The 12,256-nt window shown below is 63.5% G+C and carries 11 protein-coding genes; 1 reads left to right on the plus strand and 10 read right to left on the minus strand.

The features are described from left to right. Nucleotides 1-65: 65 nt before the first annotated feature. From JOY50_RS10920 to JOY50_RS10935, 4 genes are all read right to left on the minus strand, one after another. Nucleotides 66-1,145 (minus strand): polyamine ABC transporter substrate-binding protein, encoded by a 1,080-nt coding sequence (locus JOY50_RS10920; protein ID WP_019472716.1) that lies wholly within the window; start codon nt 1,143-1,145, stop codon nt 66-68. 52 nt (nt 1,146-1,197) lie between these two features. Further along, nucleotides 1,198-1,539 carry a cupin domain-containing protein gene (locus tag JOY50_RS10925; protein ID WP_132844034.1) on the minus strand — a complete coding sequence of 114 codons (342 nt, stop codon included), beginning with the start codon at nt 1,537-1,539 and terminating at the stop codon, nt 1,198-1,200. Between the two features lie 33 nt (nt 1,540-1,572). After that, nucleotides 1,573-2,979 carry an FAD-binding oxidoreductase gene (locus tag JOY50_RS10930; RefSeq protein WP_243055178.1) on the minus strand — a complete coding sequence of 469 codons (1,407 nt, stop codon included), beginning with the start codon at nt 2,977-2,979 and terminating at the stop codon, nt 1,573-1,575. A 64-nt stretch (nt 2,980-3,043) separates the two neighbouring features. Continuing rightward, the gene (locus tag JOY50_RS10935) at nt 3,044-3,844 is read right to left on the minus strand and encodes a nuclear transport factor 2 family protein (protein WP_132844029.1); all 801 of its coding nucleotides are present in this window, start codon (nt 3,842-3,844) and stop codon (nt 3,044-3,046) included. 211 nt (nt 3,845-4,055) lie between these two features. Here JOY50_RS10935 and JOY50_RS10940 point away from each other — a divergent pair, with 211 nt between their 5' ends. After that, nucleotides 4,056-4,955, plus strand: coding sequence for a hypothetical protein (locus JOY50_RS10940; RefSeq protein WP_132844027.1), 900 nt, complete (start codon nt 4,056-4,058; stop codon nt 4,953-4,955). A 228-nt stretch (nt 4,956-5,183) separates the two neighbouring features. Here the strand turns inward: JOY50_RS10940 and JOY50_RS10945 are convergent, their stop codons facing one another. The 6 genes from JOY50_RS10945 to JOY50_RS10970 form a co-directional block, all read right to left on the minus strand. Continuing rightward, nucleotides 5,184-6,152: a peptide ABC transporter ATP-binding protein gene (locus JOY50_RS10945; protein WP_132844024.1), complete on the minus strand. Its 969-nt coding sequence runs from the start codon at nt 6,150-6,152 to the stop codon at nt 5,184-5,186. Beyond that, on the minus strand, nt 6,152-7,120 hold the full coding sequence (locus JOY50_RS10950; RefSeq protein WP_132844022.1) for an ABC transporter ATP-binding protein: 969 nt from the start codon (nt 7,118-7,120) through the stop codon (nt 6,152-6,154). Before JOY50_RS10950 ends, JOY50_RS10945 begins: the two co-directional genes overlap by 1 nt. Before the next feature lie 10 nt (nt 7,121-7,130). Further along, nucleotides 7,131-8,057: an ABC transporter permease subunit gene (locus tag JOY50_RS10955; RefSeq protein WP_016501364.1), complete on the minus strand. Its 927-nt coding sequence runs from the start codon at nt 8,055-8,057 to the stop codon at nt 7,131-7,133. Nucleotides 8,058-8,067: 10 nt separating this feature from the next. After that, on the minus strand, nt 8,068-9,078 hold the full coding sequence (locus tag JOY50_RS10960) for an ABC transporter permease subunit (protein ID WP_132844019.1): 1,011 nt from the start codon (nt 9,076-9,078) through the stop codon (nt 8,068-8,070). Between the two features lie 91 nt (nt 9,079-9,169). After that, nucleotides 9,170-10,780, minus strand: coding sequence for an ABC transporter substrate-binding protein (locus tag JOY50_RS10965; RefSeq protein ID WP_243055179.1), 1,611 nt, complete (start codon nt 10,778-10,780; stop codon nt 9,170-9,172). An 80-nt stretch (nt 10,781-10,860) separates the two neighbouring features. Further along, entirely contained in the window at nt 10,861-12,240 is a 1,380-nt protein-coding gene (locus tag JOY50_RS10970; protein WP_243055180.1) for an OprD family porin, read from the minus strand. Nucleotides 12,241-12,256: the final 16 nt, after the last annotated feature.

Genomic DNA, 12,256 nt, shown 5'->3' on the forward strand with positions numbered 1-12,256 from the left:
ATGTTGAATTTACCGACGCATTCGCGGGTGAACCCGCTCCCACAGGGACCGCACTACGGCCGCGCTCAGTTCCCGGCTTTGATACTGGTCCAGATCCGGGTGCGAATGCGGTCGATCTTCGCTGGCATCGCTTCCAGCGCATACAACTTGCCCATCATGTCTTCGCTCGGGTAAATCATCGTATTGCCCTTCAGCGCCGGCTCCACCAGCCCGTCCGCCTTCAGGTTGCCGTTGGCGTACTGCACATGGTTGCTGATGTTGGCCATCACCTCTGGCTGCAGCAGATAGTTCATGTAGGCATACCCGGCTTTTTCATCCGGCGCATCGGCCGGCATGGCAACCATGTCAAACCACATGGGCGCGCCCTCCTTGGGTATCGAGTAGCCCACCTTCACCCCGTTGTTCGCCTCTTCGGCACGGTTTTTCGCTTGCAGCACATCCCCCGAGAAACCCACCACCACGCAGATATCGCCATTGGCCAGGTCGCCGGTGTACTTCGATGAATGGAAGTAGCTGATGTAAGGCCGTACCTGCATCAACAGCGCCTTGGCCTTGTCGTAGTCCGCCGGGTTCTGGCTGTGGTGCGGCAGGCCCAGGTAGTGCAGGGCAATTGGCAGCAGTTCGGGGCCGTTGTCCAGCACGGCGACGCCACAGCTCTTCAGCTTGCTCATGTACTCGGGCTTGAAGATCAGGTCCCACGAATCCACCGGCGCGTTGTCGCCGAGCACCGCCTTGACCTTGTCGATGTTGTAGCCGATGCCGGTACTGCCCCACAGGTACGGGAAGCCGTACTGGTTGCCCGGATCGTTCACCTCCAGTGCCTTGAGCAGCACCGGGTTGAGGTTTTGCCAGTTGGGCAGCTGCGACTTGTCCAGCTTCTTCAGGGCCTTGCCCTGGATCTGCCGGGCCATGAAGTGGTTGGAAGGGAACACCACATCGTAGCCGGAGTTGCCGGTCATCAGCTTGCCGTCGAGGGTTTCGTTGCTGTCGTACACGTCGTAGGTGGGCACGATGCCGCTGGCTTGCTGGAAGTTCTTCAGCGTGTCGGGGGCGACGTAGCTGGACCAGTTGTAGATCTTCACCGTTTCGGCGGCGCCGGCCACGCTGGCGGCCAGCATCAGAGGGGCGAGAAGGAGCGTGCGCATGTCGGGTTTACCTTGCTTGGTCTGTTGTTATCGAAGGCAGGCGATCAGCGGATCAGAAGATGAGTACGTAGGTCTTGCGCACGGTCTCCTGGATGTCCCAGGTGCCGGTGCTATTGGCCGGTAGCATCAATGCGTCTCCGGCTTCTATGACCAGGGGCTCGCCACCGTCGGGGGTGAAGGTGCAGCGGCCCTTGATGAAGTGGCAGAACTCCTGTTGCACGATCTGCCGCCGCCAGCGCCCGGGGGTGCACTCCCAGATGCCGGTTTCGACGCCATCGCTGCGCTCTACGCAGGTAACAGACGTCACCGCCACGGGTTCGCCAAGCGGCACCGCGACCGGGTTGGAGCTGTCGAGCACAGCGCTTTCGGTGTTCTTGAACTGGGTAATGCTCATGACCGGTGGATCCTGTGCAGTTGATAAGGGAAGTCAGTGCATGAAGCCTTCCATGAAGTCCGCAAGCGAGCTGGCCAGGCGCCGCCTCCACGGCGCGCTGGCGGGGTTGGCGAGGGTCCGGTCCTCGTGGACGAAGCTTTGGATGATCGCGTTGTAGCCCAGCCAGCGGCAGGGCTCGGGCGGCCAGCTGGCCAGGCTCGATACCGGGCGGTTGTCCAGCACCCAAGGTTGCGCGGTCAGTTCGTTGTGCTGGTTAAGGATCAGCGCCGCCAGGGTGCGCCCGCCCAGGTTGGTGGCGCCAACGCCTTCACCACCGTAGCCACCGGCCAGGGCAATGCCGCGCTGACGGTCGCAGAGCATGTGCGGGCGAAAGCGCCGCGCCATGCCCAGGTTGCCGCCCCAGGAGTGGGTGATGCGCACATGCTTGAGCTGCGGGAACAGCTCGCTGAACAGGTAGCGGCGCAGTTCGATTTCGTGTTCTTGGAGGTTGAAGTTTTCGCGCAGGCGGCCACCGAAGCGGTAACCACCGCGTGCGCCGAACACCAGGCGGTTATCAGCGGTGCGCTGGCCATAGGTGACCTGGCGGCTGCTCTCGCTGAAGGCCTGGCCCTGGCTCAGGCCGATCTGCTCCCAGGTGGCCTCCGGCAGCGGCTCGGTGGCTACCAGCAAGCTCTGTACTGGCAGCTGGTGCTTGCCCAGCGGCGGCAGGCTGGCGGCGTAGCCTTCTACGGCGGGCACTATCCACTGGCAGCGAATACGTGCCAGTGGGGTGCGCACTTCGCCGGGCTGCCAGTCGATTGCAGGGGTGTTTTCGTAGAGCGGCACGCCCAGCGCTTCGACCGCGCGGGCCAGGCCACGCACCAGCTTGGCCGGCTGGATGGTCGCGGTGTGCGGGCTGTAGATGGCACCAAACGCATTGCTGACCCGCAACTGGTTGCCCAGTTGCTCGGGGCGCAGCCAGCGGTAGTCGTCCTCGGTCATGCCTTGGCGATACAAGTCGTCGAGGTAGGCGCGCAGGCTGCGCTCCTGCTCCGGGTAGCGTGCAGCACAGTACAGCACGCCGCCCTTGCGGTAGTCGCAGTCGATGCCCTCGCGTTGCAGCACACCGTGCACTTCATCGGGTATGCCGTGCAGCAGGTCGATGCTGGCGCGGCGCTGTTGGGGCGACAGGGTGGCGAGCAGGCGGTCTTCGCCCAGCAGGTTGCCCATCAGCCAGCCACCGTTGCGCCCAGAGGCGCCGAAACCGGCGATGTTGGCGTCGATTACCATGATGTTCAGCTGTGGCGCCTGGCGCTTGAGGTAGTAGGCGGTCCACAGGCCTGTGTAGCCGGCGCCGATGATGCACACATCCGCGTGCAGGTCTTCGCGCAGGGCCGGGCGGGCACACAGTGGCTCGTCGAGCTGGTCCATCCACAGGCTTATCGTGCGCAGGGGTTGCATCGGGTCCGACTCCACATCCGTCAAGGTCTGTGGGCGATCCTAGTGATGTGTGCAGGCGCCTGTCTTACGTGCGTGCACGCAGGGAAATTTGCTTCAGGTAGGCCTTGGGAGTGAGCCCGGTGTGTTCACGGAAACACTTGTAGAACGCCGACAACGAATTGAAGCCGGCGCTGAAGGCCAGCTCATCGATCGTCGCCTCGGCGCTGCCGTCGTCAAGGCTGGCCATCAGGTGCTGCAGGCGGGCCTGGTTGACGTAGCGATAGAAGCTTTGCCCCAGCACCTGGTTCAGCAGGTAGGAGATCTGGTTGCGGCTGTAGCCACTGGCGTCGGCGACTTGCTGCAGGTCCAGCTCCGGGTCCAGGTAGGGCCGCTGGCGCTGGAAGTAGTGCTCCAGGTCCTGGGCCATGGTCGACAGCTGCCGGGGTGACAAGCCCAGGCGGCTGGTGGCCGGGCGCGGGCCGGTGTTGGCGCGGCCGGTGCCATTCTGGCGAACCAGCGTGGCGTATTCGTTGACCCTCCAGATCAGGCCGTCCTTGACGGTGATCGCCTCGCTTGACTGGAACGCCACCAGGCCGTCACCCCCTTGGACCGTGACCTGGTACTGGATGAAGGCGGTGCAGCCATCCACGCGAATGCGGTCGCTGTGGACGATGTCCTCGCCGGCTTCATGGGGCAGGCAGGCGCGCACGTAGTCGCGCAGCTCAATGTAGCCGAGCACGCGGTTCTGGAAGAAGTCGTGGTACTGGATGTCGGGGTGGTACAGCGCAATGACGCCGTCGAGGTCGCGATGCTTCCAGCACAGGTGGTAGCGCAGCACGGTGTCGGCGGTTATTGGAGTCTGGGCAGGGCCATCAGCGAGCGTCATGGGTGAATGATGCCTCGCCGCCAGGGTTGCGACAAGAATGCAGAACACCTGATGCACAGGGCCTGGTCGCGCAATTTGCACGATTCCGAACAAGCCCGTCTTTGCAACTCATTGTTTTTTAAGGGGGTAATTTTTTGTCACAACTGGCACAGCCGCTGCAATGGTTACTGCGCGAATGGACTTGTCGCTAACCACTTAAGGCGAAAACATCATGATCACCCCTGCCGACTACCCCGCTGTCGATTCTCAAAGCCGCTCAGGTGTTTCCTGGGCGGCGATCTTCGCTGGCGCCGCTACCGCAGCTGCCTTGTCTCTGATCCTGGTGGTCCTTGGTGCAGGGCTTGGCTTCGCAGCCACTTCCCCCTGGGCCGACGAGGGGGCCAGTGCAAAAGCCTTGGGCATCTCCACCATCGTATGGCTGCTGCTGACGCAGATCATCGCTTCGGGGCTGGGCGGCTACATTGCCGGCCGGCTGCGGGTGAAATGGGCCAACCTGCATGGCGATGAAGTGTATTTCCGCGATACCGCGCATGGGTTCCTGTCCTGGGCTGTAGCTACCCTGGTTACGGCCATGCTGGTGCTGGGCGCTGCGGGCAACCTGGTGGGCGCTGGTGCCAGCGCGGCTTCGCAGGCGGCCACTGTATCGGCGGCTGCCGGTGGTGCGGCGGCGTCCGGTGACAACAACGATTCGATGGGCTATTTCGTCGATAGCTTGTTCCGTGGCGATGGCCCTGCACCCGTGAGCGACGATGCAGCCAATGGCGTGGCCGCACGCATCCTGGCCAAAGGCATTGCCAGCGACGGTGCGCTGCCTGCCGAAGACCGCACCTACCTGGCGCAGCTGGTGGCCCAGCGCACGCGTCTGACCCAGGCCGAGGCCGAAGCCCGTGTCGATCAGGTGATGGCCCAGGTGCAACAGCTGAAAGTGCAGGCCAAGCAAGCCGCTGATACCGCTGCCAAGGTAGCTGCCTGGACAGCACTGTGGACCTTCGTCGCGCTGCTGTGTGGCGCCTTCTTCGCCAGCCTTGCAGCGCTCTACGGTGGTCGCCGTCGTGACCAGGTGCAGTGGCTGGAAGGCGAATACGTAGCCCATCGCACCATTCAACGTTAAGCAAGGAGAACTGACATGCGCTCGATACTGCTCTGGATGCTTGGGGTACCGATTCCGGTGATCATCCTCATCGCCATTTTCATGCATTGACCTAAGGGGCCGCTCTGCGGCCCTGTCGCGACACAAGGCCGCTCCTACGGGAGATCGCGGTACCCCTGCGATCGCGATCCCTTGTAGGAGCGGCCTTGTGTCGCGATGGGCTGCAAAGCAGCCCTGGCTATCCAAAGGTCAAACAAACTGCTCGGCATAGTGGCAAGCCACCTGCCGGCTACTCACTTGCCGCAACGCCGGCACCTCCTTGGCACAGCGTTCCGTCGCATACGGGCAGCGCTTGTGAAACGCACACCCATCGGGTGGGTTCAACGGGTTGGGCAGCTCCCCGACAATGCGGATCTTCGGCTTCAGCGGGTCCGGGTGAATGGCTGGCGTTGCCGACAGCAGCGCCTGGGTATAGGGGTGCAACGGCTTCTGGTAGATGTCCACTTTAGGCCCCATTTCCACCGGGCGCCCCAGGTACATCACCAGCACGTGATCAGCCACATGCCGCACCACCGCCAGGTTGTGCGAGATGAACACGTACGCGGTGTTGAACTCCTTTTGCAGGTCCATGAACAGGTTCAGCACCTGCGCCTGGATCGACACGTCCAGCGCCGAGGTCGGCTCGTCCGCCACCAGCACTTTGGGTTGCAGCATCATCGCCCGGGCCAGGGCAATGCGCTGGCGCTGCCCCCCAGAGAACATGTGCGGGTAGCGCTGGTAGTGTTCGGGGCGCAGGCCCACCTGCTCCATCATTTTTTGCACTTTCTCGCGCCGCTCGGCCTTGCTCAGCGAGGTGTTGATCAGCAGCGGTTCGGCCAGCTGGTCACCAATTTTCTGCCGTGGGTTGAGCGAGGCGTAGGGGCTCTGGAACACCATCTGCACATCGCGGCGCAGTTGCTTGCGCTCAGCCTTGCTGGCGCCTTTCACCTCGGTGCCGGCAATTTGCAGTGAGCCGGAAGACGGCTCTTCGATCAGCGTCAGGGCGCGGGCCAGGGTCGACTTGCCGCAGCCGGACTCGCCAACCACTGCCAGGGTCTTGCCCGCCTCCAGTTCGAACGACACGCCATTCAGCGCGCGGACCAGGGCGTGCCCCTTGAACAGCCCGCGGGAGACTTCGTAATGCCGGGTTAGCTCCCGGGCAGATAGAACGACGGCCATCACGCCACCTCCTGGTTCAGCGGGTAGAAGCAACGCACCAGGCTGTGGGCTTGATGCTCGAGGGGCGGGCGCTGGCGCCGGCAGTTGTCCTGCACGTACGGGCAGCGCGGCGACAACAGGCAGCCGACGGGGCGGTCGTAGCGGCCGGGGACGATGCCAGGCAGGGTGGCCAGGCGCTCGGCGCCGATACTGTGCTCGGGGATCGCCGCCAGCAAGGCTTCGCTGTAAGGGTGGGCGGGCACGTCGAACAGCGTCGGCACCTGGCCCACCTCGACGGCTTCGCCTGCGTACATCACGCATACCCGCTTGGCCGTTTCGGCGACCACGGCGAGGTCGTGAGTGATCAGGATGAGCGCCATGTTGCGCTCTTTCTGCAGGTTGACCAGCAGCTCCATGATCTGCGCCTGGATGGTCACGTCCAGCGCGGTGGTCGGTTCGTCGGCGATCAGCAGCTTGGGCTCGCCGGCAATGGCCATGGCAATCGCCACACGCTGGCTCATGCCGCCAGACAGCTGGTGCGGATAGGCATCCAGGCGGCTTTCCGCAGCCGGGATTTCGACCTTTTTCAACAGTTCAAGGGCGCGCTGGCGTGCGGCCTTGCCTTTCAGGCCCAGGTGTTGGCGCAGCACTTCTTCGATCTGGAAGCCCACGGTATAGCTGGGGTTGAGCGCGGTCATCGGGTCCTGGAAGACCATGGCGATGTCCTTGCCTACCACCTTGCGCCGCTGCCGGCCGCTGAGCTTGAGCATGTCGGTGCCGTCGAAACTGAGGGTGTCGGCGGTGATGCGCCCGGGGGCGTCAATCAGGCCCATCAAGGCCATCATGGTCACCGACTTGCCCGAGCCGGATTCGCCGACGATGGCCAGGATCTCGCCGGCTTCCACCGACAGGTCCAGGCCATCGACGACAGGGACCGCATTGGCGTCGCCGAAGCGCACGTTCAGGTTGTTGATCTGCAACAGTGACATGGCGTTCTCCTCAGGCGGCGTTCTTGAGTTTCGGGTCCAGCGCATCGCGCAGGCCGTCGCCCATCAGGTTGATTGCCAGCACACTGAGCAGAATGGTCAGGCCGGGCAAGCTCACCACCCACCAGGCACGCTCGATGTAGTCACGGGCCGAAGCCAGCATGGTGCCCCACTCCGGGGTCGGTGGTTGCACGCCCAGGCCGAGGAAACCCAGGGCGGCAGCGTCGAGGATCGCCGAGGAGAAGCTGAGAGTGGCCTGCACGATCAGCGGCGCCATGCAGTTGGGCAGCACGGTGACGAACATCAGCCGTGGCAGCCCGGCACCGGCCAGGCGTGCGGCGGTGACGTAATCGCGGTTCAGCTCCACCATCACTGCGGCGCGGGTCAGGCGCACGTAGGAGGGCAGGGAGACGATGGCGATGGCGATCACCGTGTTGATCAGGCCTGGGCCAAGGATGGCGACGATGGCTACGGCCAGCAGCAGGGAGGGCAGGGCCAGCATCACGTCCATCAGGCGCATGATCGACGGGCCGAGGATTTGCGGGAAAAAGCCGGCCAGCAGGCCCAACAGGATGCCCGGGATCAGCGACATCACCACCGACGACAGGCCTATCAGCAGCGACAGCCGCGCGCCCTGGATCAAGCGCGAGAGCAGGTCGCGGCCCAGTTCGTCGGTGCCGAGGATGAACTGCCAGGTGCCGCCTTCGAGCCATACCGGCGGGGTCAGCAGGAAGTCGCGGTACTGCTCGCTCGGGTCATGCGGGGCGACCCATGGCGCGAACAGTGCGCAGAACACCACCAGGCACATGAAGGCCAGGCCCATTACCGCGCCTTTGTTGCGCGCGAAGGCTTGCCAGAATTCTTTGTACGGCGAGGGGTAGAGCAGGCTCTGGTCCACCGGGCTGGCCGGCGACACGGATTTTGCAATCGGGCTAGTCATGGCAAAGGCCTCAGCGCTGATGACGGATGCGTGGGTTGGCCAGGCCGTAGAGGATGTCCACGACGAAGTTGACCAGGATCACCAGGCAGGCGATCAACAGGATGCCGTTCTGGACCACGGGGTAGTCACGGGCACCGATGGCTTCGATCAGCCACTTGCCGATGCCCGGCCAGGAAAAGATGGTTTCGGTCAGCACCGCACCGGCCAGCAGGGTGCCGACCTGCAGGCCGAACACCGTCAGCACCGGGATCAAGGCATTGCGCAGCCCGTGCACGAACACCACGCGGGCCGGCGACAGGCCTTTGGCACGGGCGGTGCGGATGTAGTCCTCGCGCAGCACTTCGAGCATCGACGAGCGGGTCATGCGGGCGATGACGGCCAGCGGGATGGTACCGAGCACGATGGCGGGCAGGATCAGGTGCATCACTGCGTCCTTGAACGCGCCTTCTTCGTCGCTGAGCAGGGTATCGATGAGCATGAAACCGGTCTTCGGCTCGATGTCGTAGAGCAGGTCGATGCGCCCGGACACCGGGGTCCAGCCCAGGCTCACCGAGAAGAACATGATCAGGATCAGGCCCCACCAGAAAATCGGCATCGAGTACCCGGCCAGGGAAATGCCCATCACCCCGTGGTCGAACAACGAACCGCGCTTGAGTGCGGCAATCACCCCGGCCAGCAGGCCGAAGGTGCCGGCGAACAGCAGGGCGGCGAAGGCCAGTTCGAGCGTGGCCGGGAACAGCGTCAGGAACTCGGTCCACACGCTTTCGCGGGTGCGCAGCGATTCGCCGAGGTCACCCTGGGCAAGCTTGCCGACGTAGTCCAGATACTGGACCGGCAGCGGCTTGTTAAGGCCCAGGCGTTCCATGGCCTGGGCGTGCATTTCGGGGTCGACCCTGCGCTCGCCCATCATCACTTCCACCGGGTCGCCGGGGATCAGGCGTATGAGCGCGAAGGTCAGCAACGTGATGCCGAAAAAGGTCGGTATCAGCAGGCCAAGGCGCCGGGCAATAAAACTCAACATTGTCGGGGTTACCTCATCAGGCCGCGGGGCGATCAGCCCGCTACGGCAATGCCGCCGGTTCCCGTACGGGTTGCCGGCGGTCGTTGTTGTTCTACTTCACCTTGGTGGTGGCGAAGTTATTGTTGGTCAGAGGGCTGATCACGTAGCCCTCCACGTTGTCACGCATGGCGGTGAACATCTTCGGATGGGCCATGCTGATCCAGGGTTGGTCGTCATCGTACACCTTCAATGCCTCGCTATAGAGCCTTGCACGCTCCTCGTTGTCGACCACCTCGCGGGCACGGGTGATCAGTTCCTGGAATTTCGAGTTGCACCAGCGGGCGTAGTTCTCGCCGGTTCTGGCTGCGTCGCAACTGAGCAGCGGGGTGAGGAAGTTGTCTGGGTCGCCGTTGTCACCCGCCCAGCCGGCCGACACCAGGTCGGCTTCGCCCTTCTTGGCGCGGCGCAGCATTTCGGCCCATTCCATTACCCGGATATCCAGTTTCAGGCCAATCTGCTTAAGGTCCGACTGCAGCATTTCGGCGGACAAGCGCGGGTTGGGGTTGGTCGGACCACCGCCGTTGCGGGTGAACAGGGTGATGACTGTGCCTTCTGGTACCCCGGCTTCCTTGAGCAAGGCGCGTGCCTTTGCCAAGTCGCGGGGCGGGTTCTGGTTGCTGGTGTTGTAGCCAGGCATGGTCGGCGGGTAGGGGTTCACACCCACCAGCGCGTTGCCTTTGCCAAACAGCTGGTCGACGTGGGTCTGGCGGTCGAAAGCCATATTGATGGCTTTGCGCACGCGCACATCGCCGAGGTACTTGTGTTCGGTGTTCATGGCAATGTAGCCGGTGACCAGCGCTTCGATCTCGGCAACCTTGAGTTGCGGGTCGGCCTTGATCGATGGCACGTCATCTGGCTTAGGGTAGAGCGCGACCTGGCATTCGTTGGTGCGCAGCTTCTGCAGGCGCACGTTGCTGTCGGTGGCAATGGCGAATATCAGGGCGTCGGCCGGTGGCTTGCCGCGGAAGTAGTCCGGGTTGGGCTTGAAGCGGACCTGCGCGTCCTTGTTGTAGCGCTGGAAGATGAACGGGCCGGTGCCGATCGGCTTGCTGTTCAGCTGGGCGGTTTTACCGGCCTTGAGCAACTGGTCGCCGTACTCGGCGGAGTAGATCGAGGTGAAGCCCATGGCCATGTCATGCAGGAACGGTGCTTCCGGCCGGGTGAGGGTGATCACCACGGTGTGGTCGTCGGTCTTGATCACCGATTTGAGCAGTTGCCTGAAGGCCATGCTTTCAAAATACGGGTAGCCGACACTGGTCTTGTCGTGCCACGGGTGGTTCGGGTCAAGCTGGCGGTTGAGGCTCCACAGCACATCGTCGGCGTTGAAGTAGCGGGTTGGCTTGAAGTAGTCGGTGGTGTGGAACTTCACCCCTTGGCGCAGGTGGAAGGTGTAGGTCAGCCCGTCTGGCGAGATGTCCCAGCGCTCGGCCAGGGCCGGCTGGAGGTCGGTGGTGCCGGGCTTGAAGTCGACCAGGCGGTTGAACACGGTTTCGGCGGATGCATCGAAGGTGACCGCCGTGGTGTATTGAACAACGTCGAACCCTTCCGGGCTGGCTTCGGTGCATACCACCAGCGGTTTGGCCGCCAGTTGCGTGGCGCTACCCAGCACCAGTGCGGCCAGGGCCAGGCGTAGCGGTAGCGATTTCATGAAAGCTCTCTGCATGGGTTGAAGGCTCCCTGCTTTTGCATTGATTCCAGCGTAGCCGCCACGGCCCGCTACGAAGTGGGCCGTGGCGCCGGCGGTCAGAGAATGTTGAATGGAATGGTGGTAACCACGCGGAACTCATCCAGGCTGCCATCGGCCTGTGCCTTGCTGGCCCGATGCGCGGTATAGGTAGCGCGGATGCTGGTGTCTTTCAGCGGCCCGCTCTGCACCGCGTAGCTGGTGCCGATGCCCCACTCGTAGTGGGTTTCGCCGTTCAGGCCATTCACGTCGTAGGCGGTGCCGCGATAGTGGGTGCCGTCGATGCCCCAGCCGCGGGCGTTGTACAGGTTGAACTTCAGGCCCGGCACGCCGTAGGGCGCCATGTTCAGCACATAGGAAAGCTGCAGGGACTTTTCGTTGGGGCCGTTGAAGTCCGACAGCAGCGAGTTGGCCAGGTAGATGCCGTTGGTTTCGTGCAGGTAGTCGAAGTACTCGTTGCCGTTCACCTGCTGCCACGAGGCGCTGAGGGTATGGGCCTGGTGGGTCAGGCCGAGCGACAGGCTGTAGGTGTCGTTGTCGATCTTGCCCATTTTCCGGCTGCCGGCATCGACGGTCTTGTAGTAGTTCAGGCCGGTGCTCAGGCTGAGTACTGCGCTGTCGCCGAGCACGTGGTTGGCGCCGAAGTAGTACTGGTTCCAGAAGTTGTCGACCTGGGTGGCGTACAGGCTGGTGCTCAGGCTTTTGAACGGCTGGTAATTGATGCCGGCAGTGCTGGCGCGGTCGGTTTCCACGCCGGTGGCGCCGTACTCGCTGCGGAACTTGCTCAGGCTCTGTTCGGTGCGTGGCGAGACGCGGTCGAAGGTACCTAGGTCGAAGCTCAGGTTGTCGAACTCGGCGCTGTGCAGAAGCGCGCCCTGAAAACTCGATGGCAAGGCGCGGTTGCCGATGTAGGCGAGCATCGGCGTGTCCACCGACTGGCGGCCGAGGGTAAGGGTGGTGTTGGACACCCGCGCCTTGATGTTGCCCAGGCCCAGTTTGCTCCACTGGCCGACGGGGTCGCCATCGCTGTGGGTGAGGGTGCGGTTGTTGGGGCCAGCGATGGCCTCGCGGCTCTGCTGCAGGGCGATGGCATTGTAGCCAGCGGCCTCGACGGCGAAGCCCACGGTGCCTTCGGTGAAGCCAGAGCTGTAGTTGAGGATGCTGCCCTGCACCCAGTTTTCCCGGGTGTGGGTAGGGTGGCGGGTGCCGTCGCCCTTGTAGTAGCGCCACAGCGGTGCGCGTGTAGCGCGTTCGCGGGCGTACCAGTTGCGGGTGGTGCCGGACAGGCTCTGGCCGTCTATGAAGCCGCTGGCTTGCGCCTGCTCGCTGCTGGCTTTGAGGGTGAGCGGGATGAAGGCCTGGCTTTGCGGATCGGCCTGGGCCACGGTGGAAAAGGCACTGATGGATAAGGCCAGTGCGGTCAGGGTGAATACTCTCAAGGTTGAAGCTCCCATT

This window comes from Pseudomonas sp. BP01 (genome assembly GCF_022760795.1).
GTDB classification, from domain to species: Bacteria; Pseudomonadota; Gammaproteobacteria; order Pseudomonadales; family Pseudomonadaceae; genus Aquipseudomonas; species Aquipseudomonas putida_Q.

Excerpts from the sequence above, each read along its gene's own strand:
- JOY50_RS10925 (WP_132844034.1), bottom strand. The coding sequence starts at position 1,539 with ATGAGCATTACCCAGTTCAAGAACACCGAAAGCGCTGTGCTCGACAGC.
- JOY50_RS10950 (WP_132844022.1), bottom strand. The coding sequence starts at position 7,120 with ATGTCACTGTTGCAGATCAACAACCTGAACGTGCGCTTCGGCGACGCC.
- JOY50_RS10955 (WP_016501364.1), bottom strand. The coding sequence starts at position 8,057 with ATGACTAGCCCGATTGCAAAATCCGTGTCGCCGGCCAGCCCGGTGGAC.
- JOY50_RS10930 (WP_243055178.1), bottom strand. The coding sequence starts at position 2,979 with ATGCAACCCCTGCGCACGATAAGCCTGTGGATGGACCAGCTCGACGAG.
- JOY50_RS10960 (WP_132844019.1), bottom strand. The coding sequence starts at position 9,078 with ATGTTGAGTTTTATTGCCCGGCGCCTTGGCCTGCTGATACCGACCTTT.
- JOY50_RS10940 (WP_132844027.1), top strand. The coding sequence starts at position 4,056 with ATGATCACCCCTGCCGACTACCCCGCTGTCGATTCTCAAAGCCGCTCA.
- JOY50_RS10945 (WP_132844024.1), bottom strand. The coding sequence starts at position 6,152 with ATGGCCGTCGTTCTATCTGCCCGGGAGCTAACCCGGCATTACGAAGTC.
- JOY50_RS10965 (WP_243055179.1), bottom strand. The coding sequence starts at position 10,780 with ATGCAGAGAGCTTTCATGAAATCGCTACCGCTACGCCTGGCCCTGGCC.
- JOY50_RS10920 (WP_019472716.1), bottom strand. The coding sequence starts at position 1,145 with ATGCGCACGCTCCTTCTCGCCCCTCTGATGCTGGCCGCCAGCGTGGCC.
- JOY50_RS10935 (WP_132844029.1), bottom strand. The coding sequence starts at position 3,844 with ATGACGCTCGCTGATGGCCCTGCCCAGACTCCAATAACCGCCGACACC.